This is a genomic window from Methylobacterium sp. Leaf361 (assembly GCF_001424445.1).
Classification (GTDB): Bacteria; Pseudomonadota; Alphaproteobacteria; order Rhizobiales; family Beijerinckiaceae; genus Methylobacterium.
This window is the reverse complement of sequence record NZ_LMPY01000026.1, coordinates 1-24,076: the sequence shown is the minus strand read 5'-3', so window position 1 is coordinate 24,076 and position 24,076 is coordinate 1. Positions and strand designations below refer to the sequence as shown.

The 24,076-nt window shown below is 71.1% G+C and carries 27 protein-coding genes; 16 read left to right on the top strand and 11 right to left on the bottom strand.

Going from position 1 to position 24,076, the window contains the following annotated elements; all coding sequences use genetic code 11:
- Positions 1–2 precede the first annotated feature (2 nt).
- On the bottom strand, positions 3–626 hold the full coding sequence (locus ASG32_RS19405; protein ID WP_020095306.1) for an ABC transporter substrate-binding protein: 624 nt from the start codon (positions 624–626) through the stop codon (positions 3–5).
- Positions 617–1,729, bottom strand: a complete 1,113-nt coding sequence (locus ASG32_RS19400) for a flippase-like domain-containing protein (RefSeq protein WP_056529590.1) — start codon at positions 1,727–1,729, stop codon at positions 617–619. The genes ASG32_RS19405 and ASG32_RS19400 overlap by 10 nt, the downstream gene beginning before the upstream one ends.
- Before the next feature lie 210 nt (positions 1,730–1,939).
- Between ASG32_RS19400 and ASG32_RS19395 the strand changes: the two genes are divergently transcribed.
- Positions 1,940–3,115, top strand: a complete 1,176-nt coding sequence (locus ASG32_RS19395; protein WP_020095308.1) for an amidinotransferase — start codon at positions 1,940–1,942, stop codon at positions 3,113–3,115.
- A gap of 75 nt (positions 3,116–3,190) precedes the next feature.
- Here ASG32_RS19395 and ASG32_RS19390 read toward each other — a convergent pair whose 3' ends face one another.
- Complete coding sequence (locus tag ASG32_RS19390) at positions 3,191–4,201, bottom strand: alpha/beta hydrolase (RefSeq protein WP_056529586.1); 1,011 nt, start codon at positions 4,199–4,201, stop codon at positions 3,191–3,193.
- 181 nt (positions 4,202–4,382) lie between these two features.
- Here ASG32_RS19390 and ASG32_RS19385 point away from each other — a divergent pair, with 181 nt between their 5' ends.
- Together ASG32_RS19385 and kdsA are read left to right on the top strand one after the other, a co-directional pair.
- Positions 4,383–4,871: a hypothetical protein gene (locus ASG32_RS19385; protein ID WP_056529583.1), complete on the top strand. Its 489-nt coding sequence runs from the start codon at positions 4,383–4,385 to the stop codon at positions 4,869–4,871.
- A gap of 10 nt (positions 4,872–4,881) precedes the next feature.
- Positions 4,882–5,736 carry a 3-deoxy-8-phosphooctulonate synthase gene (gene kdsA, locus ASG32_RS19380; protein ID WP_056529580.1) on the top strand — a complete coding sequence of 285 codons (855 nt, stop codon included), beginning with the start codon at positions 4,882–4,884 and terminating at the stop codon, positions 5,734–5,736.
- A gap of 5 nt (positions 5,737–5,741) precedes the next feature.
- On the opposite strand, the gene ASG32_RS19375 is transcribed toward kdsA, so the two are convergent.
- On the bottom strand, positions 5,742–6,416 hold the full coding sequence (locus tag ASG32_RS19375; RefSeq protein WP_056529576.1) for a methyltransferase domain-containing protein: 675 nt from the start codon (positions 6,414–6,416) through the stop codon (positions 5,742–5,744).
- 316 nt (positions 6,417–6,732) lie between these two features.
- Here ASG32_RS19375 and ASG32_RS19370 point away from each other — a divergent pair, with 316 nt between their 5' ends.
- Entirely contained in the window at positions 6,733–7,071 is a 339-nt protein-coding gene (locus ASG32_RS19370) for a hypothetical protein (protein WP_012317985.1), read from the top strand.
- 64 nt (positions 7,072–7,135) lie between these two features.
- Here the strand turns inward: ASG32_RS19370 and queF are convergent, their stop codons facing one another.
- The gene (queF, locus tag ASG32_RS19365) at positions 7,136–7,588 is read right to left on the bottom strand and encodes a preQ(1) synthase (RefSeq protein ID WP_056529573.1); all 453 of its coding nucleotides are present in this window, start codon (positions 7,586–7,588) and stop codon (positions 7,136–7,138) included.
- Positions 7,589–7,783: 195 nt separating this feature from the next.
- On the opposite strand from queF, the gene eno reads away from it, so the two are divergent.
- Both eno and ASG32_RS32725 read left to right on the top strand, forming a co-directional pair.
- A complete protein-coding gene (gene eno / locus ASG32_RS19360) occupies positions 7,784–9,073 on the top strand; it encodes a phosphopyruvate hydratase (protein WP_056529570.1) in 1,290 nt (429 codons plus the stop codon).
- A complete protein-coding gene (locus ASG32_RS32725) occupies positions 8,974–9,474 on the top strand; it encodes a DUF3574 domain-containing protein (RefSeq protein WP_244492060.1) in 501 nt (166 codons plus the stop codon). Before eno ends, ASG32_RS32725 begins: the two co-directional genes overlap by 100 nt.
- Positions 9,475–9,543: 69 nt before the next feature.
- Here the strand turns inward: ASG32_RS32725 and ASG32_RS19350 are convergent, their stop codons facing one another.
- Positions 9,544–10,746: an adenylate/guanylate cyclase domain-containing protein gene (locus tag ASG32_RS19350; RefSeq protein ID WP_056529567.1), complete on the bottom strand. Its 1,203-nt coding sequence runs from the start codon at positions 10,744–10,746 to the stop codon at positions 9,544–9,546.
- A 112-nt stretch (positions 10,747–10,858) separates the two neighbouring features.
- Here ASG32_RS19350 and ASG32_RS19345 point away from each other — a divergent pair, with 112 nt between their 5' ends.
- The 8 genes from ASG32_RS19345 (at position 10,859) to lpdA (ending at position 17,700) form a co-directional block, all read left to right on the top strand.
- The gene (locus ASG32_RS19345; RefSeq protein ID WP_012317989.1) at positions 10,859–11,170 is read left to right on the top strand and encodes a septum formation initiator family protein; all 312 of its coding nucleotides are present in this window, start codon (positions 10,859–10,861) and stop codon (positions 11,168–11,170) included.
- 171 nt (positions 11,171–11,341) lie between these two features.
- Complete coding sequence (gene pdhA, locus ASG32_RS19340) at positions 11,342–12,427, top strand: pyruvate dehydrogenase (acetyl-transferring) E1 component subunit alpha (protein ID WP_056529564.1); 1,086 nt, start codon at positions 11,342–11,344, stop codon at positions 12,425–12,427.
- A gap of 55 nt (positions 12,428–12,482) precedes the next feature.
- On the top strand, positions 12,483–13,925 hold the full coding sequence (locus ASG32_RS19335) for a pyruvate dehydrogenase complex E1 component subunit beta (RefSeq protein WP_020095318.1): 1,443 nt from the start codon (positions 12,483–12,485) through the stop codon (positions 13,923–13,925).
- 59 nt (positions 13,926–13,984) lie between these two features.
- Complete coding sequence (locus ASG32_RS19330; protein WP_020095319.1) at positions 13,985–14,272, top strand: DUF5076 domain-containing protein; 288 nt, start codon at positions 13,985–13,987, stop codon at positions 14,270–14,272.
- Positions 14,273–14,287: 15 nt separating this feature from the next.
- Positions 14,288–14,476, top strand: a complete 189-nt coding sequence (locus tag ASG32_RS19325; protein WP_020095320.1) for a hypothetical protein — start codon at positions 14,288–14,290, stop codon at positions 14,474–14,476.
- 4 nt (positions 14,477–14,480) lie between these two features.
- A complete protein-coding gene (locus ASG32_RS19320; protein WP_056529560.1) occupies positions 14,481–15,911 on the top strand; it encodes a pyruvate dehydrogenase complex dihydrolipoamide acetyltransferase in 1,431 nt (476 codons plus the stop codon).
- Positions 15,912–15,956: 45 nt separating this feature from the next.
- The gene (locus ASG32_RS19315; RefSeq protein WP_244492059.1) at positions 15,957–16,205 is read left to right on the top strand and encodes a hypothetical protein; all 249 of its coding nucleotides are present in this window, start codon (positions 15,957–15,959) and stop codon (positions 16,203–16,205) included.
- A gap of 55 nt (positions 16,206–16,260) precedes the next feature.
- Positions 16,261–17,700, top strand: a complete 1,440-nt coding sequence (gene lpdA / locus ASG32_RS19310) for a dihydrolipoyl dehydrogenase (RefSeq protein WP_056529554.1) — start codon at positions 16,261–16,263, stop codon at positions 17,698–17,700.
- Between the two features lie 60 nt (positions 17,701–17,760).
- Here lpdA and ASG32_RS19305 read toward each other — a convergent pair whose 3' ends face one another.
- A complete protein-coding gene (locus ASG32_RS19305) occupies positions 17,761–17,964 on the bottom strand; it encodes a hypothetical protein (protein WP_026605273.1) in 204 nt (67 codons plus the stop codon).
- Positions 17,965–18,086: 122 nt separating this feature from the next.
- Positions 18,087–18,305, bottom strand: coding sequence for a hypothetical protein (locus ASG32_RS19300; protein ID WP_020095325.1), 219 nt, complete (start codon positions 18,303–18,305; stop codon positions 18,087–18,089).
- Positions 18,306–18,555: 250 nt separating this feature from the next.
- Between ASG32_RS19300 and ASG32_RS19295 the strand changes: the two genes are divergently transcribed.
- Together ASG32_RS19295 and ASG32_RS19290 are read left to right on the top strand one after the other, a co-directional pair.
- Positions 18,556–19,572: a threo-3-hydroxy-L-aspartate ammonia-lyase gene (locus ASG32_RS19295; RefSeq protein WP_056529551.1), complete on the top strand. Its 1,017-nt coding sequence runs from the start codon at positions 18,556–18,558 to the stop codon at positions 19,570–19,572.
- A gap of 133 nt (positions 19,573–19,705) precedes the next feature.
- On the top strand, positions 19,706–20,083 hold the full coding sequence (locus ASG32_RS19290; protein WP_012317999.1) for an iron-sulfur cluster assembly accessory protein: 378 nt from the start codon (positions 19,706–19,708) through the stop codon (positions 20,081–20,083).
- A gap of 64 nt (positions 20,084–20,147) precedes the next feature.
- Here ASG32_RS19290 and ASG32_RS19285 read toward each other — a convergent pair whose 3' ends face one another.
- The 3 genes from ASG32_RS19285 to ASG32_RS19275 all read right to left on the bottom strand — a co-directional run bounded on the left by ASG32_RS19285 (position 20,148) and on the right by ASG32_RS19275 (position 23,487).
- Positions 20,148–21,206, bottom strand: a complete 1,059-nt coding sequence (locus ASG32_RS19285) for a GGDEF domain-containing protein (RefSeq protein ID WP_020095327.1) — start codon at positions 21,204–21,206, stop codon at positions 20,148–20,150.
- 101 nt (positions 21,207–21,307) lie between these two features.
- The gene (locus ASG32_RS19280; protein WP_056529548.1) at positions 21,308–22,897 is read right to left on the bottom strand and encodes a DEAD/DEAH box helicase; all 1,590 of its coding nucleotides are present in this window, start codon (positions 22,895–22,897) and stop codon (positions 21,308–21,310) included.
- 209 nt (positions 22,898–23,106) lie between these two features.
- Positions 23,107–23,487, bottom strand: a complete 381-nt coding sequence (locus ASG32_RS19275) for a hypothetical protein (protein WP_056529545.1) — start codon at positions 23,485–23,487, stop codon at positions 23,107–23,109.
- Positions 23,488–24,076 lie beyond the last annotated feature (589 nt).

The window sequence follows — 24,076 nt, the reverse complement described above, 5'->3', positions numbered from 1 at the left end:
GCTCAGGGCGTCGGCTTGGCCGCGAGCATGCCGTCGGCCCGCGCCCGGAGGAACTTCACGACGCCGTCGGCGCCCCCGGACTTCAGCGGCGCCGACAGGGCGTTCCGCTGCGCGGCGATCTCGCTGACGTCGCCGTTGAGCAGGACGTCCTGGATGCGGTTGTCGGCGTTGACGACGAAGTCCACGGCGGAATCGTCGCCGTCCGCGGCGGTGACGCGGGTCGGCACCACGCGCTGGGCGCCCCGCTCCTCGACCTTCGGGGTCACGTCGAACTTGCCGCCGGCGGCGCGTGCCAGCCGGTTCGCGTAGGTCACGGTCAGGCTGCGCTTGAAGGCGTCGATGACCGCCGCCTGCTGCTCCGGGGTGAAGCTCGACCATTTCGAGCCCACCGCGATGCGGGTCATGGCGGGGAAGTCGAACGCCTTGTCGAGCGCGGGGCCGACGGCCTCGACCCGGGCCGGCAGGGGGCCGGGCCCGTCCTTCAGCGCGGCCGAGAAGGCGGCGTAGAGGTCGCGCACGGTCTGAACGGCCGGATCGTCCGCGGCCCGTGACGGGGCCGGGACGAGCAGGGTCAGGGCCAAGGGAGCGGCGATGAGGGCGGCCGCGAGCCGGCGGGTCAGGCGCACTTCTTCAACTCCTCGCCGTCGCCGAGCCGCGCCCCCATGCGCGGCGGGGCGTAACTGTAGAACGGGCCGAGGGTGGCGGGCTGCGCGACCCTCTTGGCCTTGCGCCCGGCCTCCGGCGCAGGCTCGCGCTCCTCCTCCTCGGGGGCCTCGGACCGGAGCCTGGACTCGATCCGGTGCCAGAGCAGGAGGCTCGGGAGCCCGACGCCGAGATCGGCGAAGCGCTTGACCAGCGACAGGGCGAGCGCCGCCTCGGCCGGGATATTGAACAGGCCGCACAGGGCGATCAGTCCGCCCTCCTGCGCGCCCAGGGCGCCGGGCACCGCGAAGGCCGCGCCACGCACGGCCTGGGCGAGGCTCTCGATCATGAGCGCCTGCGCGAAGTCGATCGGGTAGCCCATGAACCGCAGGCAGACATAGACCTCGAGCGTGCCGATCACCCAGCCGGCGAGGTGGACCACCAGGGCCAACGCGAAGCGACCGTGGTTGCCGTAGAGCCGGCGCAGGCTGTCGTAGAGCTGGTCGATGGCGCCGAAGGCCCGCCACTCGCGCCCGGAGGCGAAGCGGCTGAGCAGCGCCTGGATCAGGCGATGACCGGCCTTGCGCTGGATCAGGTAGAAGGCGCCGAGCGCCGGGACCGCCAGGGCCAGCCCGCCCTCGACCGTGTGGGCGATCGGTCCGTCACCGGAGATCAGGACCAGCAGGGCGAGGCCGGCCACCGTGAACAGGAGCTGCGTCAGCGCCTGGGTCATCAGGTCGACGAACATGCTGGCGCCCGCGAGCGCGCCCGGAACGTTGCGCTTCGACAGGAGGCGGGCGCCGACGAAGTCACCGCCGACGGTGGCGACGGGCAGCAGCGTGTTGATGCCCTCGCGGACGAAGCGGAGCGAGATGCAGTCGGCGAGCTTGGTCGCGCCGGCGGGGAACACGACGTACCAGCCGAGCCCCGCCCAGGCGACGGCCACGAAGCGCGCGAGCACCACCAGGGCGGCGCCCCAGCCGGCGCTCACGACGGCGGCCGACACATCCTCCAGGCCGGAGGACATGAACAGGCCGACGACCGTGCACAGACCGGCGATCGAGGCCAAGGTCGTCAGGCGCTTCATTGTCGTCTTTCAAGCTCGCGTAAGGCTTGATGCGGGAAATCGGTCACGGTCGCGGCAGAAATAGGTCCATCGGCCCGGGAACGTTTCTGTCACGTTGCAGCACGGATTAGCGGTGTCTATCACCCGTTTGACACACCGAGGGCCAAAGCGGCGGCGGGGCGGAGAAGCCCGCGCAGAAGGCCGCGGCACGTCGCAGAAGGGGCACACGTCATGGAGCGCGAATCACCGATCACGGCCCTGGAGGCCGTGACCGACGACACGCATGCGGGCGGCTTTCCGGGCGGGACCGGACCGGGCGTGCCGGCTCCCCAGTCGCCGGTGATGGCCTGGAACGAGTGGGATCCGCTGGAGGAGGTCATCGTCGGCTCGCTCGACGGCGCCACGATCCCGACTCACCACCTGACGGTGATCTTCAACCTGCCGCGCGCCGCGCAGCCGTTCTACCGGCTGGCGAGCGGCTGGAAATATCCGAAGTTCATGAAGAAGCTCGCCCAGGCCGAGCTCGACAACTTCATCACCATCCTGGCCGGCGAGGGCGTGAAGGTCCGTCGCCCCGACGCGGTGGACTTCTCGAAGAAGTTCAAGGCGCCGCGCTGGTCCTCCCGCGGCTTCTGCGTCGCCTGCCCGCGCGACCCGTACCTCGTGATCGGCGACGAGATCATCGAGAGCCCGATGTGCTGGCGCTCGCGCTACTTCGAGGGCGACGCCTACCGGTCGCTGTTCAAGGAGTATTTCCGCGCCGGCGCCCGCTGGACCTCCGCGCCGCGGCCCCAGCTGACCGACGACCTCTACAACTACGATTACCGGGTGCCGAACCTGAAGGCCGGCGAGCCCATGCAGTTCACGGTCAACGAGTTCGAGCCGGTCTTCGACGCCGCCGACTTCGTCCGCTGCGGCCGCGACCTGTTCGTGACCCGCTCGAACGTGACGAACCTGATGGGCATCGAGTGGCTGCGCCGCCACCTCGGCCCGGGCTTCCGCATCCACGAGATCGAGAGCCGCTGCCCGCAGCCGATGCACATCGACTCGTCGTTCATGCCGCTCGCCCCCGGCAAGGTTCTGGTGAACCCAGACTACGTCGACGTCGAGAAGCTCCCGGCCGTGCTCAAGAAGTGGGACGTGCTGGTCGCCCCGCGCCCCGACCCGGTCGAGGGCTTCATGAGCAAGATCTCGATGTGCTCGCCCTGGACCTCGATCAACGTCCTGGCGATCACCGAGAAGAAGATCGTCGTCGACCAGAGCCAGCCGACGCTGATCAAGGCCCTGAAGGACTGGGGCTTCGACCCGATCCCGGCGCCGTTCCTCAGCTACGGCCCGTTCGGCGGCTCGTTCCACTGCGCGACCCTCGACGTCCGCCGCCGGGGCGTGCTGAAGTCCTACTTCTAGGATCAAGGCGCCGGGCACGCCGTCGTCCCGGGGCGCTGCGAGCGCCCCGGGACGACGGAGGACGGCGCGCGGCGCCTAGCGCGCCGCGATCCCGGCGATCAGCGCCGCATTGAACCCCTCCGGGTCCGACATCTGCGGCGCGTGGCCGAGATCCGGGAACTCCACGAGCCGCGCGCCCGGGATGGCCCTGGCGGCCGCCTTGCCGAGCTCGGGATAGTTGCCGAGGCTCGCCCGCACCTCCGGCGGCGCGAGGTCCTTGCCGATCGCCGTGTTGTCCTTCTGACCGATCAGGAGCAGCGTCGGCACCGCGATCTGCGGGAACCGGTAGACCACCGGCTGGGTGAGGATCATGTCGTAGAGCAGCGCCGAGTCCCAGGCGACCGCCTCCTTGCCGGGGCCGCCGTTGAGGCCCGCGAGCATCGTGACCCAGGGCTCGTAGCGGGGCTCCCAGGCGCCGGCGTAGTAGGTCGCCGTCTCGTAGGCCCGGATCGAGGCCGCCGTCACCTTCAGCTCGCGCTGGTACCACTGCTCCACCGAGGTCGGCGGCACGCCCTTGGCGGCCCAGTCCTCCAGGCCGATCGGGTTGACCAGCACGAGCTGCTCCACCGCCTTGGGGTAGAGCAGGGCGTAGTGGGCGGCCAGCATCCCGCCCGTCGAGTGGCCGACCAGGATCGGCCGCTCGATCCCGAGCTTGTCCAGGAGCGCGCGGGTGTTCTCGGCGAGCTGCCGGAAGGTGAACTGGTAGGCCGCCGGCTTGCTCGACTTGCAGAAGCCGATCTGGTCCGGCGCGATGACCCGGTACCCGGCGGCGCTGAGCGCCCGGATCTGGCTCTCCCAAGTGGCGGCGCAGAAATTCTTGCCGTGCAGCAGAACGGCGGTCCGGCCGTTCGGCGTCGCCGGCCGGACGTCGAGATAGGCCATCTGCAGCGGCTGGCGCTGCGACGTGAACGGGAACCGCTCGACCGGGAACGGGTAGGCGAAGCCCTCGAGTTCGGGCCCGTAGGTCGGCTGCGGCGGCGGCTCTGCGGAAGCGTGCCCGGCCGGCACCAGGGCCAGCAGGACGGAAGCGAGGAGGGTTCGGAGCATGGCCGCGTCGGAGCCTGATCTGCGAGCGGCGTGCGGCGCCGCGCCGCCCGCTCAGATCGGTCATCCGGCTGTTCCTGTCCACGTCCCGCGGAGCGGCGCGGCTTCGCGCCCGCCGCAGGGCGCGCTATCTCCCGAGCGCGCTATATGCCGGGCGCGACCGTCTCCCGCCGCGGATGTCCCGATGCTGCGCCTCACCACCCTGACCGCCCTCGCCGGCGCGCTCCTCCTCGGGCCGGCCCCGGCCCGGGCGGCGGATGCCTGCGACGTCCTCGCCGCGCGGGTGATCCGCACCACCGGCGCCTCCCTGGCGGGGCGGGCCGGCCCCGTCGCGGTGTTCCGGGCACAGGATGCCGAGCGGCTGAGCCTCGATTGCCGCGCGCCCGCCCGCATCACCGTGGCCTCCCGCGAGCGCGAGCCGGCGCCGGCCTACTTCGTCCTGATCGGCCGCGCCGCGCAGGCGCTCGCCGGGGCGGACGCCGCCGCGGTCGAGGTGCTGGCGCTCAACCTCCACCAGGCCAGCCTGCTGGCGGATGCGCCGCGTCGGGGCGGTGCCGGCCGGATCCTGATGCTGTGCGAGACCGGCCCGCGCGCGGACGCCCTCCGGGAGGACCGCACGGTCTGTCGGGTCGCGCCCCGGCCCGGGCTTTCGCGGATCCGCCGCGCGGGCTAGATCGGCCGGCATGTCGAAGATCGAGACACCCGGCCCCGTCGTCCAAGTCGGCGACGCGCGCTTCGCCAACCACCTGCCTCTGACGCTGATCGCCGGCCCGTGCCAGCTCGAAGGGCGTCAGCACGCCCTGGAGATCGCCGCCGCCCTCAAGGAGATGGCCGCGGGTCTGGGCGTCGGCCTCGTGTTCAAGACCTCCTTCGACAAGGCCAACCGCACCTCGGGCAGCGCCGCCCGGGGCATCGGCCTCGACGGGGCGCTCCCGGTCTTCGCCGAGATCCGCGAGACCCTCGAGCTGCCGGTGCTGACCGACGTGCACGCCGCCGAGCAGTGCGCCCCCGCCGCCGAGGCGGTGGACGTGCTCCAGATCCCCGCCTTCCTGTGCCGCCAGACCGACCTGCTGCTGGCCGCCGCCGCCACCGGCCGGGCGGTCAACATCAAGAAGGGCCAGTTCCTGGCGCCCTGGGACATGAAGCACGTCGCCGCCAAGGTGACGGAGGCGGGCAACCCCAACGTCATCGTCACCGAGCGCGGCGCCTCGTTCGGCTACAACACGCTGGTGTCGGACATGCGCAGCCTGCCGATCATGGCGCAGGTCACGCAGGGCGCCCCGGTGGTGTTCGACGCCACCCACTCGGTGCAGCAGCCCGGCGGGCAGGGGGCGAGTTCTGGCGGACAGCGGGAATTCGTCGCCGTCCTCGCCCGCGCCGCCGTGGCGGTGGGCGTGGCGGGGGTGTTCATCGAGACCCATCCCGACCCCGACCGGGCGCCCTCCGACGGCCCCAACATGGTGGCGCTGAGGGACATGCCGGCCCTGCTCGAGGAACTCCTCGCCTTCGACCGCCTCGCCAAGAACCGGGCCCCCTGACCGGCTCAGGCGGCCGCCGGCTCCAGGACGTGGATCCGCAGCGGCTGGACGAGGCCGAACTGCCCGTCGGCCTCGCGCGCGGCGGCCTTCAGGAAGGCCTCCTCGACCACGGAGCGCCGGTCCCGGATGGTCGCCTCGCGGGCCGGGTCCACGGCGCTGACGCGGGCGAGGAAGGCATCGAGCGAGTCGAAGCGCTCGCGCCGCGCGATCGTCGCGTCGCGGCGGCACGCGTAGGCGCCGCGGGCGAGGGCGGCCGCGATGGCGTCCTGGGCGGCGGCGCGGATTGCGGTCTCGTCCTCGATCGGCCGCAGGGCGTCGAAGAAGCTGCCTTCCGCCAGGGGCTCCACCACGACGAGCAGCCCGCCAGGGGCCAGGACGCGGGCCGCCTCGGCGAGGGCCGCCGCCGGGTCCGGGACGTGGTGGAGGGAATTCAGCATCACGGCGCCGTCGAAGCTGGCGTCCGGGAAGGGCAGGGCCTCGCCGGTCGCGGCCTCGAAGCGCGCCTCCGGCACGGCGTCCCGCGCCCGCGCCAGCGCCGCCGCGCCGGGATCGATCCCGGTGACCCGCGCGCCCGCGTCGACCAGCCGCCGCGCGAGCGTCCCGGGGCCGCACCCGATATCGACGACCCGCTTGCCGGCCAGCGGCGCGAGGCTCTCGCGGATCAGGGTCAGGGCATCCATCGTCGGTCCTCCCGGCCGATCCGTAGCACGCCCGACCCGCGGCAGGGCGGATTTCCGTCTCCGGGACCGGCCGTCCGCCGCGCCGGCCCGCCGCGGCGTTTCAGGTGCTCCCGAAGACTCGCCGCAAGAGTTCGAGCGGTTCCGGAAGAGCCGCACCCAAGCTTGACCGCACTCATCGAAGCGGCGGCCACGCTGAACAACGGTTCATAATCCCGACTGGGTGCGGATCCGCACGCAAGTCCGGCGTGAAATCTGGAACTGTCCGGATGCGGCCACGTTATTGGGCATGTTCGATCAGGGATCGAGAAGGAACACTATGCGCAAGATCGGTATCATCGCCACTGCCGCCGCCATGGCTCTCGGCAGTGTTGCCGTCACCACGAGCGCCGAGGCGCGGCCTTACGGCTACCACGGCGGCTACGGCGGCTACGGCCACGGCTACTACCGCGGCCGTCGCGGCATCGGCACCGGCGCCGCGATCGGCCTCGGCATCGCCGGCCTCGCGGCCGGTGCGATCGCCGCGGGCGCGGCCCGCGACAGCTACTACGGCGGCGGCTACGGCTACGCCCCGTCGTACGGCTACGGCTACGCCCCGGTCTACGGCGGCTACGGCTACGCCGCTCCGGGCTACGGCTACTACGGCTACGGCTACTGAGATCGGAGATCCGAGAGGATCGGGGGCGACCGGCGCGAGCCGGTCGCCCTTTTCGTTGGCTCGGTCAGCGTCCGCGGTAGGGCGGCACGCCCGGGTCCGGTAGCCACGCGGTCTTCGGCAGTTCGCCCGTCTGCCAGAAGACGTCGATCGGGATTCCGCCGCGGGGATACCAGAACCCGCCGATTCGCAGGTAGCGCGGTTCCAGCAGGTCGCGGAGCCGCTTGCCGATCGCCACCGTGCAATCCTCGTGGAACGCTCCGTGGTTGCGGAACGACCCCAGGTAGAGCTTCAGCGACTTCGACTCCACCAGCCAGTCACCGGGCACGTAGTCGATCACCAAGATCGCGAAATCCGGCTGCCCGGTGACCGGGCAGATCGAGGTGAATTCCGGCGCGGTGAAGCGGGCGACATAGTCGGTGTCCGCGTGCGGGTTCGGGACCCGGTCGAGTCGCGCCTCCTCGGGTGAGGTGGGGACGGGCGTCGGCTGGCCGAGCTGGAGGTCGTTGGTGGAGGTCATGGCCGGCCATATAGAGCCTGCCGGCGCCGCGCGCATCCGCCTGATCCGCGACGCTTTCCCGGCAGGACCCGGCTGTGCGCCGTCCCTCCCGGCGCTTGCCGCCGGCCGCGGCTTGACGGATAAGCCGCCGCGATGCGCCGCACCCTCCGATTGGGGCGCGGTCGCCGACCCGCGGCCCCCGCGAGAGGACGTTCCATGACCGCGATCACCAATATCAGCGCCCGCGAGATCCTCGACAGCCGCGGCAACCCCACGGTCGAGGTCGACGTCATCCTGGAGGACGGCTCCTTCGGCCGCGCCGCGGTGCCGTCGGGGGCCTCCACGGGCGCCCACGAGGCGGTGGAGCTGCGCGACGGCGACAAGAATCGCTTCCTCGGCAAGGGCGTGCTGAAGGCGGTCGAGGCGGCCCAGACCGAGATCCTCGACGCGATCGGCGGCATGGAGGCCGAGGACCAGGTCGCGGTCGACGAGGCGATGATCGAGCTCGACGGCACGCCCAACAAGGCCCGCCTCGGCGCCAACGCGATCCTCGGCGTGTCGCTGGCGGTGGCCAAGGCCGCGGCCGAGGCCTCGGGCCTGCCGCTCTACCGCTACGTCGGCGGTGTGCAGGGCCGGGTCCTGCCGGTGCCGATGATGAACATCATCAACGGCGGCGCGCACGCCGACAACCCGATCGACTTCCAGGAATTCATGATCATGCCGGTGGGCGCCGATTCGGTCGCCGAGGCCGTGCGCATGGGCTCCGAGGTGTTCCACACCCTCAAGGGCAAGCTGAAGAAGGCAGGCCACAACACCAATGTCGGCGACGAGGGCGGTTTCGCCCCGAACCTGCCGTCCGCCGAGGCCGCCCTCGATTTCGTGATGGACGCGATCAGCGCCGCCGGCTTCAAGCCGGGCCAGGACATGGCGCTCGCCCTCGACTGCGCCGCCACCGAGTTCTTCAAGGACGGCGCCTACGCGTACGAGGGCGAGGGCAAGACCCGCACCATCGAGGCGCAGGTCGACTACCTCGCGCAGCTCGTCGCCACCTACCCGATCGTCTCGATCGAGGACGGCATGTCGGAGGATGACTGGGCCGGCTGGAAGCTCCTGACCGACAAGATCGGCGACCGCTGCCAGCTCGTGGGCGACGACCTGTTCGTCACCAACGTCGAGCGCCTGTCCCGCGGCATCGCCGAGGGGACGGCCAACTCGATCCTGATCAAGGTCAACCAGATCGGCTCGCTCACCGAGACCCTGGCGGCGGTCGATATGGCCCAGCGCGCCGGCTACACCGCGGTGATGTCGCACCGCTCGGGCGAGACCGAGGACTCGACCATCGCGGACCTCGCGGTCGCGACCAATTGCGGGCAGATCAAGACCGGCTCGCTCGCCCGCTCGGACAGATTGGCCAAGTACAACCAGCTGATCCGCATCGAGGAGGGCCTGGGCCCGCAGGCACTCTACGCCGGCCCGTCGGCGCTCAAGCAGCTCGCCCGCCGCTGATCGGTAAGATCCTGCTGGCCGGCCTGCTCGGTGTCGGGGCGGCCGGCCCGGCCCGCGCGGACCCGCTCTGCGACGGTGCCCGCCCGACCCTCAGCGCGCAGCTGCTGTTCGGCCTGTCGCGGCCGGACGGCGGCCGCGTCTCGGGGGCGGCCTTCGACCGGTTCCTGGCCGAGTGGATCACCCCGCGGTTCCCGGACGGGCTGACCGTGTTCGCCGGCCGGGGCCAGTGGCGCGGGCCGGACGGACGCATCGTCCGCGAGGCCGCCCGCATCGTCCTGATCGTCACCGAACCGACGCCCGAGGCGGTCGCGACCCTGCGTGAGATCCGGGAGGCCTACCGGCGCCGCTTCGTGCAGGGCGCGGTCGGGCTGGTGCTCCAGCGGAGCTGCGCGCTGTTCTGACGACGTCGGCGCGGCGCCTCCCACTTTGTTCCGGGGCGCCGCAGGCGAGCCCGGAACACGGCGCTCGCATCAGGTCATCGCCGCACCGGACGACTCCCCCGGCACGGTCCAGACCCGCATCGGCCGCGACAGGCCCCGCAACTCGATCGTCCCGACCGGCTCCAGCCGCCGGGCGCACCGCTCGGCGAAGGAGTCCGACACGAGGAGGTCGTGGCCGAGGGCGGCGCACTGGCTCTCGATCCGGCTCGCCTCGTTGACCGCCCGTCCGATGATCGTGAAGTCGAGGCGCCGCTCGGTCCCGACATTGCCGTACATCACCGTCCCGAAATGCACGACGCCCTCGGCCGGCAGCTCCGGCAGCCCCTCGGCGCGGCGGCGGGCGTTGAGCGCCGCGTTGGCGGCGAGGCCCTCGATCGCGGCGTCGAGGGCGGCCCCGCAGACCGGGCAGGGGAGGGTGTCGGCGTCCGGGACCGGGAAGATCGCCAGGAAGCCGTCGCCGAGGAACTTCAGGATCTCGCCGCCGTGCCGCGCCACCGGGTCGCCGAGGGCGTCGAAATGCTCGTTGAGCCACGTGACCATGTCGGCCGGATCCACCCGGTCGGCCAGGGCCGTGAAGCCGCGCAGATCGGTCAGCAGGATCGCCGCCGGCACGGCCCGCCCCTCGCCCCTCCGGATCTGACCGTCGAGGATGCGCTCGGCGGTGGATCGGCCGAGATAGGTGGCCGAGACTTCCCGGAACGTGTGGGCGAGGCCCATCTTGGCCATCGCCAGCGTCAGGAACGGCAGGACGCCGGCGATCGCGGCGAGGTCCGCCTCGGTGAAGCCGGCGGCGGCGCGGGTGCAGAACGAGACCGCGATGCCCCGCAGCGCGGTGCCGGGAGCGAACTCGGCGATGTGCAGCACGTAGTCGACGCCGCCCTGCGCCCCGAGGGCCTTCAGGACCGGGAAGTCCACCGCCAGCTCGGGCGCGTCGAGGCGCCAGCGGCCGAAGGTCTCGCCCGTCTCCACGAGGGCGTAGACGGGGCTCAGGAGCCAGTCGCTCTCCTCGTCGGCGCCGTGGGCGTTGGCGACGAAGGACATGCCCTCGCCCGCGTGCCAGTTGAGGCTGACGCCGCGCAGCGTCGGGTCCAGGGCCGGCGCCATGACGCTGACCCGCCAGACGGGGAGGCCGGCCTCGACCAGCGACTCGCAGAAGCCCGAGAGCAGGGTGTCGTGGTCGTCGGTCGCCGTGGCGTGCGCGGCGATCCAGCGTCCCAGATGCGTCAGGTCCATGCCTCAGGCTCGCCCCTGTTCGTCCCGGCCGCGGTCCGGCCCCGTCGCGGTCCTGCCCCGACCGCGGCGCGGTCGAAAAGAACCGTTAACCTTTCCGCGCGAGGGTCGCGCCATGGTCGTGCGCCGCCGAGTCAGAATGGTCGTGTTGCCGCTGGGTCTCTGGACCCTGTCGGCGCTCGTGGTCGGCTATTTCGTGTGGCAGGCCGAGAGTGGCAACCGTGGCCTCGAGGCCAAGAAGGCCCTGAAGATCCGCGCCTACGGCCTCAGCCAGGAACTCGCCGCCGTGAAGGCCGAGCGCGCCGTCTGGGAGCACCGGGTGAACCTGCTGAAGAGCGACCAGATCGACCGCGACCTCCTGGAGGAGCGCGCCCGGATCGTCCTGGGCCGGGTCCACGCCAACGACGTGGTCATCATCACGCCCTGACAGGTCCGCGGAGGTCCCGCGATCGTCCCGCGGAAGTCCAGGGGATCGTTTTCCCTAGTCCCGAAAGTCCTCTGACAAGAGTGGCTTCCTGTCAGAGCGGCAGCCCTCGCTTTCCAATCGTCGCTGTCCTACACCCCCACGAAGTCGCGTGGAATCACGGGGAGAGCGCCGATGGACGCCGCCAAGGAGCCTGCCAAAGAGCCCGCCAAGGACGCGTCGTCCGCGCCGGTGCAGGCCGCGAGCCCTCAGGCCGCCGAGGCGCATCGCCCCGCGCCGAACATGCCCCAGTTCACGCGGGACGAGGATCTCCACGCCTATCACGAGATGCTGCTGATCCGGCGCTTCGAGGAGAAGGCCGGCCAGCTCTACGGCATGGGCCTGATCGGCGGCTTCTGCCACCTCTACATCGGCCAGGAGGCCGTGGTGATCGGCATGCAGATGGCCTCGGTCGAGGGCGACCAGGTCATCACCGGCTACCGCGACCACGGCCACATGCTCGCCTGCGGCATGGACCCGAAGGGCGTCATGGCCGAGCTGACCGGCCGCCGCGGCGGCTACAGCCGCGGCAAGGGCGGCTCGATGCACATGTTCAGCCGCGAGAAGCAGTTCTTCGGCGGCCACGGCATCGTCGGCGCGCAGGTGTCGCTCGGCACCGGCCTCGCCTTCGCCGACCATTACCGGGAGAACGGCAAGGTCAGCCTGACCTACATGGGCGACGGCGCCGCCAACCAGGGCCAGGTCTACGAGAGCTTCAACATGGCGGCCCTCTGGAAGCTGCCGGTCGTCTACGTGATCGAGAACAACCGGTACGCCATGGGCACCTCGGTGGCCCGGGCCTCGGCGCAGACGGACTTCTCGAAGCGCGGCCTCTCCTTCGGCATCCCCGGCGAGCAGGTCGACGGCATGGACGTGCGCACGGTGCGCGAGGCCGCCTCGCGGGCGATCGAGCACGCCCGCACCGGCCAGGGCCCCTACATCCTGGAGATGCAGACCTACCGCTACCGCGGCCACTCCATGTCCGATCCGGCCAAGTACCGGACCAAGGACGAGGTCTCGAAGATGCGCGACGAGCACGACCCGATCGAGATGGTGCGCAAGCGCCTGCTCGAGCTGCACGCCGTGCCCGAGGCCGAGCTCAAGGCCACCGACGCCAAGGTCCGCGAGGTCGTCAACGCCTCGGCCGAGTTCGCCACCAACGACCCCGAGCCGGATCCGTCCGAGCTGTGGACCGACATCCTGCTCGAAGCGCACGCCTGAGCGCGGACGACAAAGCTGGCCGCCCCCTAACGAAAAGACGACCGCAGAGCTGAGCATGGCGACCGACATCCTGATGCCCGCCCTCTCGCCCACCATGGAGGAGGGCAAGCTCGCCAAGTGGCTGAAGAAGGAGGGCGATCCGATCAAGTCCGGCGACGTGCTGGCCGAGATCGAGACCGACAAGGCCACCATGGAGGTGGAGGCCATCGACGAGGGCATCCTCGCCAAGATCCTGATCGCCGAGGGCACCGAGGGCGTCGCGGTCAACACGCCGATCGCCGTCATCGCCGGCGAGGGCGAGGACCCGGCGAGCGTCCAGTCGGGCGGCGGCGCCAAGCCCAACGGCGCGGGCGGCCATCCGGCCCCGGCGCCCGACATGCAGGCCGAGGGCATGGCCGACAGGCCGGCCCCCGCGGCCAAGACCGGCGACGACGCCCCGAAGGCGCCGGCCGCGCCGGCCGTCATCACCAACAAGGCTCAAGAGCCGGTGATGGAGGAGTTCCCGGCCGACACGCCGATGGTCACCCAGACCGTCCGCGAGGCCCTGCGGGACGCCATGGCGGAGGAGATGCGCCGCGACGGCGACGTCTTCGTCATGGGCGAGGAGGTCGCCGAGTACCAAGGCGCCTACAAGGTCACCCAGAACCTGCTGCAGGAGTTCGGGCCGAAGCGCGTCGTCGACACCCCGATCACCGAGCACGGCTTCGCGGGCATCGGCGTCGGCGCGGCGCTCGCCGGCCTGAAGCCGATCGTCGAGTTCATGACCTTCAACTTCGCCATGCAGGCGATCGATCACATCATCAACTCAGCGGCCAAGACCCTCTACATGTCCGGCGGCCAGCTTGGCTGCCCGATCGTGTTCCGCGGGCCCAACGGCGCCGCCGCCCGCGTCGCCGCCCAGCACAGCCACGACTATTCCGCGTGGTACTCCAACGTGCCGGGCCTGAAGGTGATCGCGCCCTACACGGCCTCCGACGCCAAGGGCCTGCTCAAGGCCGCGATCCGCGACCCGAACCCGGTGATCTTCCTCGAGAACGAGATCCTGTACGGACAGTCCTTCCCGGTGCCGAAGCTCGACGACTTCGTGCTTCCGATCGGCAAGGCGAAGATCCACCGCACGGGCAGCGACGTGACCATCGTGTCCTTCGCGATCGGCATGACCTACGCCCTCAAGGCCGCGCAGGCGCTCGCCGAGCAGGGCATCGAGGCCGAGGTGATCGACCTGCGCACGATCCGCCCGATGGACAGCGCGACGGTGGTGGAATCGGTCAAGAAGACCGGCCGCTGCATCACCGTGGAGGAGGGCTTCCCGCAATCCGGCATCGGCGCCGAGATCGTGGCCCGCCTGATGGTCGACGCCTTCGACTTCCTGGACGCGCCGGTTCTGCGCATCACCGGCAAGGACGTGCCGATGCCCTACGCGGCCAACCTCGAGAAGCTGGCGCTGCCGACGGTGGCGGAGGTCGTCGAGGCCGCCAAGAGCGTCTGCTACAAGTGACGGGCGCGCGGGCGACGCCGTCGCCCGCCCCGGCCAGATCGAGGAACAGCCGGCGCGCCATGAGCCAGGATCCCAGCACCGACTTCGCCGAACTCGCCATCCCGCCCGACGCCCTGGAGCAGGGCGGCATCGAGGTGCTGCGCGCGGCCGTGGTCGACGGCGCGGTGAGCGTCGCCCTGCGCCGCTCCTTCGACGATCCGGCGACCTGGGGCCGGCTGCTGGCCGACCTCGCCCGTCAGGCCGCCCGCGCCTACGCGCTGGAGACCGACATGTCGGAGGACGAGGCGGTCGAGCGCATCCGCGCCGGTTGGGAGGCCGAGGGGCTCGACCCCGGCGGTCTCAACTGACGATGGCGGCCGACCATGGCTGAGGCGGCCGTCCGGCAGGCGACCTACGCGGATCTGGAGGCGGTCCTCGCGCATCGCGTCGCCGCGAAGGTCGACGGGGCGCCGGACCCGCGTCCGCGGCCGCCTTACGACGCCGTTCCTTTCCCCCTCGACGACCTCTTCCCCTTCGACGATCCGGCCGCCCCGGCCTTGCCCGAGACCTGATGCCATGCCGATCAACGTGCTGATGCCCGCGCTCTCCCCGACCATGGAGAAGGGCAACCTCGCCAAGTGGCTGAAGAAGGAGGGCGACCCGATCAAGTCCGGCGACGTGCTGGCCGAGATCGAGACCGACAAGGCCACCATGGAAGTGGAGGCCATCGACGAGGGCGTGCTCGCCAAGATCCTCGTGCCCGAGGGCACGGCGGACGTGCCGGTCAACGATTTGATCGCCATCATCGCCGCCGAGGGCGAGGACCCGTCGAGCGTGCAGGCCGGCGGCGCGCCGAAGGCCGCCTCGAACGGCGAGGCCAAGGCCGAGTCCAAGCCCGAGCCGAAGGCCGACGCCTCTGCGGCCGGCCAGAACACCACGCCGGGCGGCGGCCACATGTCGTACGAGCGGGTGAACGCCGCACCGGAGGGGGCGCAGCCGAGCGGCGCTCCGCAGGGTGGCGCGCAGGCCGGCCCGGGCGGCCGCGTCTTCGCCTCGCCGCTGGCCCGGCGGATCGCCAAGCAGGAGGGTGTCGACCTCGGCGCCGTCCAGGGCAGCGGGCCGCACGGCCGCATCATCGCCCGCGACGTCCAGGCCGCGAAGGCCTCCGGCGCCACCAAGGCACCCGCCGCCGCGCAGGCCGCCGCCGAGGCGCCGAAGGCGGCTCCGGCCCCGAAGGCCGCCCCCGCGGGCGGCGCGCCGGCCGGCCTCACGACCGACCAGGTCAAGGGCTTCTTCGCCAAGGATGCCTACGAGGAGGTGCCCCTCGACGGCATGCGCAAGACCATCGCCAAGCGCCTCACCGAGGCGATGCAGGTCGCCCCGCACTTCTACCTGACGGTGGATTGCGAGCTCGACGCGCTGATGAAGCTGCGCGAGACGCTGAACGGCTCGGCCGGCAAGGACAAAGACGGCAAGCCCGCCTTCAAGCTCTCGGTGAACGACTTCGTCATCAAGGCGATGGGCCTCGCGCTGACCCGCGTGCCGGCCGCCAACGCGGTCTGGGCCGAGGACCGGATCCTGCGCTTCAAGCACGCCGAGGTCGGCGTCGCGGTGGCGATCGACGGCGGCCTGTTCACCCCGGTGATCCGCCGGGCGGACGAGAAGACGCTCTCGACCATCTCCAACGAGATGAAGGATTTCGCGGCCCGCGCCCGCGCCAAGAAGCTGAAGCCCGAGGAGTACCAGGGTGGCGTCACCTCGGTGTCGAACCTCGGCATGTTCGGCATCAAGCACTTCACCGCGGTGATCAACCCGCCGCAATCGAGCATCCTGGCGGTGGGCGCGGGCGAGAAGCGCGTGGTCGTCAAGGACGGGGCGCCGGCCGTGGTCCAGGTGATGACCTGCACCCTCTCGTGCGACCACCGGGTGCTCGACGGGGCGCTCGGCGCGGAGCTGGTCTCGGCCTTCAAGGGGCTGATCGAGAACCCGATGGGCATGCTGGTGTGAGGCGCGACTCTGTTATGATCGCCTGAGCGATCAACGGAGAGTCGCGTGTCCGAAGTCACCGATCTGGTCCTGCCAGTCCTACAACGGATGCAGAGCGACATCGCCGAGGTGAAGCGCGATGTCGCAGCTATCAAGACGACCCTGACGGGTCACACCGAAAAACTTGAGGAGTTGGAGATCTACATCGCCTACGAAACCGGTCTCGGCACACAGGCGAAGGCGGATCTCCAATCGATCAAGAAGACGATCAAGGCCATGGAGCAGCGGCTGAGCGCGCTGGAGACCTCGTCCTGATCGCCGCGTCAACGACGGTGCAGTCGCGCGCGCCACAGCGGAGAGCTGAGACACGATGTCCGACACCTACGACGTCCTCATCATCGGCGCCGGGCCCGGCGGCTACGTCACGGCGATCCGCGCGGCGCAGCTCGGCTTCAAGACCGCCGTGGTCGACCGCGAGCATCTCGGCGGCATCTGCCTGAACTGGGGCTGCATCCCCACCAAGGCCCTGCTCCGCTCGGCCGAGATCTTCCATTACTTCCAGCATCCCGGCGAGTACGGGCTGACGGCCGACAAGGTCGGGTTCGACACGGCCGCCATCGTGAAGCGGTCCCGCGGCGTCTCGGCCCGCCTCAACGGCGGCGTCGGCATGCTGCTCAAGAAGAACAAGGTCGACGTGATCTGGGGCGAGGCCTCGGTCGACAGCGCCGCGCAGGGCAACCAGCCCGGCAAGGTCACCGTGAAGGAGACCAAGCGCGCCGAGGCGCCGAAGGGCGCCAAGGGCGCCGGCACCTACCAGGCCAAGCACATCATCGTGGCGACCGGCGCGCGTCCGCGCGCGATCCCGGGGATCGAGCCCGACAAGAAGCTGATCTGGACCTACTACGAGGCCATGGTCCCCGAGGCGATGCCCAAGAGCCTGCTGGTGATGGGCTCGGGCGCCATCGGCATCGAGTTCGCCTCGTTCTACCGCACCATGGGCGCCGAGGTGACCGTGGTGGAGCTGCTGCCGCAGATCCTGCCCGTGGAGGATGCCGAGATCGCCGGCCTCGCCCGTAAGCGCTTCGAGAAGCAGGGCATCAAGATCCTCACCGGCGCCAAGGTGACCAAGGTCGAGAAGGGCGCCGATTCTGTCACGGCCACCATCGAGGGCGGCGACGGCAAGACCCAGCAGATCACCGCGGAGAAGCTGATCTCGGCGGTGGGCGTCGTCGGGAACATCGAGAATATCGGTCTCGAGAAACTCGGGGTGAAGATCGACCGCGGGATCGTGGTGACGGACGGGCTCGGCCGCACCAACGTGCCCGGCCTCTACGCGATCGGCGACGTCGCCGGGCCGCCGATGCTCGCCCACAAGGCCGAGCACGAGGGCGTCATCTGCATCGAGACCATCAAGGGCCTGCACACCCACCCGATGGACAAGGCCAAGATCCCGGGCTGCACCTACTGCCAGCCGCAGATCGCCAGCGTCGGGCTCACCGAGGCGAAGGCCAAGGAGCAGGGCTTCTCGGTGAAGGTCGGCCGGTTCCCCTTCGCGGGCAACGGCAAGGCGATCGCGCTCGGCGAGCCGGACGGCCTGATCAAGACCGTGTTCGACGCCAAGACCGGCCAGCTGCTCGGCGCCCACATGGTCGGCGCCGAGGTGACCGAGCTGATCCAGGGCTACGTGGTGGCGATGAACCTCGAGAGCACCGAGGAGGAGCTGATGCACACGGTGTTCCCGCACCCGACGCTCAGCGAGATGATGCACGAGAGCGTGCTCGACGCCTACGGCAAGGTGATCCACACCTGATCGGCGGTCGACGCGGTGCACCGGTCGGACAGGGATCCGAGCCGCGCCGCCACCGGCCGGTCAGTGCGGACCGGTCCGCGCCGCGAGCGTCAGGCTCACGGCCTGGAACAGCAGGATCACCAGAACCGTCGCCACGCTGCCGCCGATCGGGATCAGCAGCAGGGCAACGAGCGGATCGAGCCCCCGGACGAGCAGGAGCGTGACGCAGCTGCCGATCACGGAGGCGATGGTCATCCGAAAGATGCAGCATTCGGACGGTTGCATGTGCCCTCCCATCAGGCCCCCGGCGGGAGTGTGAGGACCCGCACCGCAATATGCAACCGGAGATAGTTCCTAGCTGAGAATCAATCCCAGATCGTGATTTCGGCGTCTTACGCGACAGCGCCTCAGGAGCACCCGCGATCCACGGGCTCGGCCTGGTCCGGCGACGGCACATAGGCGCACCACTCGCAGATGCCGCGTTCGGCGCCCCGCCGCGCGTTGCGCTGCGAGCAGAGCGGGCAGACGAGCAGGATCAGGCGCGAGCCGGTGCGCAGCGCCAGCCCGCGCCCACGGAAGGTGACCTCGGTCGCAGCGTCGCCCGAAGCGCGGTCGCGGGCGCTCACGGCGAGGCCCTGCCGCCGTGCGGGCGGCACACCGGTGCGCGCGTGATCTCTGTTGCCATGGCGATGCCGCCCCCCAGCGTTCCTGCCAAGTTGTCGCTGGGTATAAGCGGCGAGGTGGCGAATGGCTCCGCTTGCGCATGTGGATCGGCGGGATGCGCGCGGGTCGAAAGGCCCGTATGACGGGCTGCGCCCCGGCCTCGCTCCGGCGCGGCCCCGGGCGGATGGTACCCGGACGACGATGCAGGCAACGATGCAGGCGACCATGCACGACACGCAGCACGGCGAATCCGGCGCGGCCACCGGCGGCCTTCCGACCTTCGCGGACGTGGCCCGCGCCGCCGAGCGGATCGCCGGGGCCGCGCACCGCACCCCGGTGCTGACCTCCCGCACGGCCGACGCGATGACCGGCGGCCGCCTGTTCTTCAAGGCGGAGAACCTGCAGCGGGCCGGCGCCTTCAAATTCCGCGGCGCCTACAACGCGATCAGCGCGCTGCCGGAGGCGGCCCGCACCCGCGGGGTCATCACTTACTCCTCGGGCAACCACGCCCAGGCGATCGCCCTGGCGAGCCGGCTGCTCGGAGCGCCCGCCACGATCATCATGCCGGGCGACGCCCCCGCGGCGAAGATCGCCGCCACCCGCGGCTACGGCGCCGAGGTGGTCCTGTACGACCGCTACACCCAGGATCGCGAGGCCCTGGGCCGCGAGATCGCCGAGGCCCGCGGCCTGACGCTGATCCCGCCCTTCAACCATCCCGACGTCATCGCCGGGCAGGGGACGCTGGCGCAGGAGCTGATCGAGACGGTCGGTCCCCTCGACGTGCTGGTGGCCTGCCTCGGCGGCGGCGGCCAGCTCGCGGGCTGCGCCCTCGCCGCCGCGGAGCTGTCACCGGGTTGCCGGGTGATCGGCGTCGAGCCGGAGGCGGGCAATGACGGGCAGCGCTCGTTCCGCGAGGGCCGGATCGTCACGATCCCGGTGCCCCGCACCATCGCCGACGGGGCGCAGTCGACGGCCCTGGGCGACCTGACCTTCGCGATCATCCGCGCGCGGGTGTCCGACATCCTCACCGTCACCGACGCGCAACTCGTCGAGACCATGCGGTTCTTCGCCAGCCGGATGAAGCTCGTGGTCGAGCCGACCGGTTGCCTCGCGGCGGCGGCGGTGCTGAGCGGCCTCGTGGACGTGACGAACAAGCGCGTCGGCGTGGTGATCAGCGGCGGCAACGTCGATCTCGGGACCTTCGCGCGACTGACCGGCGAGGCCGCCTGAGGGCGCTCCCGCGCGGCGAATGCCGGGCCGGTGTGACCCCGCCGCGGTGGACCGGCCCCGGGCCAATGCTTATCTTGTACGCGTCGGAATGCGCGTCCCCGGGCCTTGAACCCGGATGGGCGGGAGGGTGACGATGTCCGCTGGTTTCAAGGTTCTCTCGCTGACCGATCGCGCCGCCGATCGGATCAAGGCGATCATGGCGGAGGCCGACCGGCCGATCGCCGGGCTGCGCGTCGGCGTCCGGAACGGCGGTTGCGCCGGGATGTCCTACACGATGGAATATGCCGAGGCGGCCAAGCCCGGAGAGGACGTGGTCGAGGATCGCGGCGTGCGCGTGTTCGTCGACCCGAAGGCGGTGCTGTTCCTGCTCGGCACCGAGATGGACTTCACCACCAACAAGCTGGCCTCGCAGTTCGTGTTCAACAACCCGAACCAGACCTCGGCCTGCGGCTGCGGCGAGTCGGTGGCGATCACGCCGGTCTCGGCTGACCGCCTGCCCGCGCAGGCCTGACCGGTCCGCGCCCGCCGTCGCGGGTGGCGCGTGTCGCCGGACGGCGACGCGGCCGGGGCCGGCTTTAGGCCACCTGCATCAGCGACTCGGCGGCGTCGTCCAGGAAGCGGTTCCGGCCGGCGCGCTTCGCCGCGAACATGCACAGGTCGGCCCGCTCCATCAGCGAGGCGGGCGTGTCGCCCGGGCGCAGCACCGCCACGCCCAGCGAGATGGTGACCTTGCCGAGCGACTCGCCGGTCGAGCGCTTGACCAGCTCGCGCCCCATGACGCTGGCGCGGACCGTCTCGGCCACCTGCTTGGCCACCGTCCGGTCGACCCCGGGCAGGATGATGCCGAACTCCTCGCCGCCGAACCGGGCGAGCTGCGCCTGCTTGCCGGCGTTCTCGCGCATCACGATCGCCACGAGCCGCAGGACCTGATCGCCCGTGAGGTGACCGTACAGGTCGTTGAATCGCTTGAAGAAGTCGATGTCGAGGATGATCAGGCTCATGGGCGTGCTGCGCGCCCGGGCAGTCTCCATCGACGCTTTCAGCGTCTCCTCGAAATGCTTGCGGTTGGCGAGCCCCGTCAGGGCGTCGGTCAGGCTCTCGCGCCGGGTCGCCTCGAGCTTCTCGCGCAGGGTCTCGATCTCGCTGCGGGTCTCGCGCATGCGGGCTTCGAGGATCCGGTTGTTGGCGGCGACCTCCCGCGTCGTGGCGGCCAGGGTCGCGACGATCTCGCCGAACCGCGCCCGGCTCGGGACGCCCTGGGAGAGGTCCTGAGCGACCGCGCGCAGCGACTCGCTGTACTGCGCCGTCGAGCCCAGGGAGAGGTCCAGGATCTCGGTGACGGCCGCGATCTCGCTGAGGACGATGCGGCTGACGTCGTCGGTGGTGCTCGCGAGGCGGCGCCCGTCGAGATAGGTCTCGTGCAGGTCGTCGATGTCGCCCTCGGTGAGGCAGCCGTTCTGCGTGGTGAGACGCTTCACGGCGTCGGCGAGGAGCGGCAGCTCTCCCGAGACGTAGGCGTACCAGACGGCGTAGGCGCGCGGCGTCGCGGAGGGCCCGTAGTCGCGAATCAGGTCGTGGCTGCGCTTCGCCAACGCGAAGCTGCGATCGCGATCCGAATAGGTCTCCTGGCTCATCCGTATCCCGCGGTCCGGGGCGACCGACGCGCCTGCGTCGTTGCCCTGACCCAATATACGGCTGCCTGGTAGCCGGACAGTTAAGCCGGAACAGACGTCTGTTACTTATCCTTCTTCGCCAAGACTGGTCGAAGCAGAAACGCAGGAACGTGCGAGCCGAGGCCGACGGGCGTGTCTCCGTCCGCGTCGATCCGGCGCCCGCGCTCCTCGCGCGCGGATTCGCCGCCGCGGCCTGACGCGCGGCCCGACGCGCGCGGCTCCGGACGGTTCTCGGGGCGGCTCTCAGAACGGCTCTCGGGACGATCGTCCGGGCGGCTCTCCGCGCGCGCCGCGCCGCGGCCGCCGCGCGACCGGGTCGGACGCTCGCGGACCTCCTCGGTCTCGCTCGCGCTCCGGGCGCTCTTCTCGACGACGGCCTTGTCGGCGCCCTTGTCGGCACCCTTGTCGCTGCTGCTCTTGTCGCCGCTCCGTCCACCGCTCTTGGCGGAACGGCCGCCCCGACGCCCGTCGCTCGCGCGGCCGCGGTGGCGCGTCCCGGTGTCGCCGGACGCGTCGGCCACGCTGGTCAGGTCGCCGTCCAGCCAGGGGATCGGCTGGCCGATCAGCGCCTCGATGGCGCCGAGGGAGCGCGAATCGTCGGGGGCGACCAGCGTGTAGGCCGTGCCGCTGCGGCCGGCGCGGCCGGTGCGGCCGATCCGGTGGACGTAATCCTCCGGGTGATGCGGCACGTCGAAGTTGAAGACGTGGCTGACGGCCGGGATGTCGAGACCGCGCGCCGCCACGTCGCTGGCGACCAGCAGGGCGGTGTCGCCGTTGCGGAACCCGTCGAGGGCCGTCGTGCGGGCGCGCTGGTCCATGTCGCCGTGGAGCGCCGCGGCGTCGAAGCCGTGGCTGACCAGGGACTTCTGCAGCAGCGCCACGTCGCGCTTGCGGTTGCAGAAGATGATCCCGTTCTTCAGCTCGCCCTCGCCGCGGATCAGGGTGCGCAGGCGCTCGCGCTTGGCGTGCCCCTCGGCGCCGGTGGCGACGAGCCGCTGGGTGATCGTGGTCGCCGTGGAGGCGGGCCGGGCCACCTCGACCCGCTGCGGGTTGTGCAGGAACATGTCCGCCAGCCGCTCGATCTCCGGCGGCATGGTCGCCGAGAAGAACAGCGTCTGCCGGGTGAACGGCACCATCTTCACGATGCGCTCGATGTCGGGGATGAACCCCATGTCGAGCATGCGGTCGGCCTCGTCGATGACCAGGAGCTCGACGCCGGTGAGCAGCAGCTTGCCGCGCTCGAAATGGTCGAGCAGGCGGCCGGGCGTCGCGATCAGCACGTCGGTGCCGCGCATCAGCTTGGCGTCCTGATCGGCGAAGGAGACGCCGCCGATGATCAGCGCCACGTTGAGCTTGTGGTTCGTCCCGTAGCGGTCGAAATTCTCGACCACCTGGGCGGCCAGCTCGCGGGTCGGCTCCAGGATCAGCGTGCGCGGCATCCGCGCGCGGGCGCGGCCGTTCTCCAGCAGCGTCAGCATCGGGAGCGTGAAGGCCGCGGTCTTGCCGGTGCCGGTCTGGGCGATCCCGAGGACGTCGCGGCGCGCCAGCACGTGGGGGATGGCCTCAGCCTGGATCGGCGTCGGCTCGGTGTAACCCGCCGCTTCGACGGCGTTCAGGACTTTCTCGCTCAGTCCCAGGTCGGAAAAAGGCATCTGCGTTCAGGAACCGTTGCGCGCCCGGCCGGCGCGAAGGACACCGTCGCGGCAACGGCTGGGAAAGGCTCGCGCGGGGCGCTCGGACGCTCCCGGGGCCGCGGGGCGCATGCTCCCTGTCAGTTAGGGCCTTGGCGCGACTTGTCAATCTCGCAATGGCGACAGCGCCTGCCCGCGCACAGGGGATCGGCCGCGCGAAGGGTCGCCGATCAGGGCCGGAGACGGTCGCCCGCGGGCGCGACGCAGGGATCCAGGCGGGTGGTGCGGGCGGATCGGGCCGCCGCGATGGCGCCGGTCGTCTCGGGCTCGGCCATCGGCGCGAGCGCCGCGGTCGCGAGAGCAGTCCCGGGCGTCGGCGCGTCGGGCCGGCTCAGCCGCGCGAGCTGGTAGGCGCCGATCACCGCGACGATCCCGATCAGACCCGCCACGCGCAGCGTCCAGGGCAGGGGGCCCGCGGACCGCCTCGGCTCGGCGCGCGCCACCCGCGCGGCGGTCGAGCCGGTCCGCGGGCCGGCCTGCGCGCCGGGCGCGGCCTCGCCGGTCCGGCGCTTGCCGAAGGTCGTCCGGCTCCGTTCGTCGGGGCTCTGCATGGACAGCGGTCTCCGCCGGCGGGGGACCGGATTCGGTTTGGGGCGCGACAGGGGCTCGGGGACGGGCCCGCGAGCGACGGACCATCGGGCAACAGGGTTAATCGATCGCTTACGAGCGAGAATCATTCTCGTCGAAGTTGTGCCGGAATAAAACGTTCGCCGCCGACGGCTCCTGCAGAGACCACGAGCGATGTCGCCGGCCCCGCGCCGGCCGCCGCCAATATGCGCGGCCCGCAAGGCAGCTAGTCTTCACGGTCTCTGCAGCTCTCCTCGCTCTCGTCGAGCGCGCGAGCGGGCCGTCTGCTGTCGGGCAGAGCCGGCTAGTCTTCATCTTTCGTTGACGGGATGTCCCTAGCCTGAAGAGGCTTGTTGCAGGAAAGCGACAGACCCGCCATCCGAGAGCGCCTAGAAGGCTGCCGGCTCAAGCTAACCCCAGGACCGAACACCACCATGAAGAAGCTTCTCCTCGCATCCACCGTCCTCGCCGGCATGACCGCCGCGGCGTCCGCCGCCGACCTTCCGCGCCGCGCCGCGCCGCCGCCGGTGTTCACGCCGGTGCCGGTGTTCACCTGGACCGGCTTCTACATCG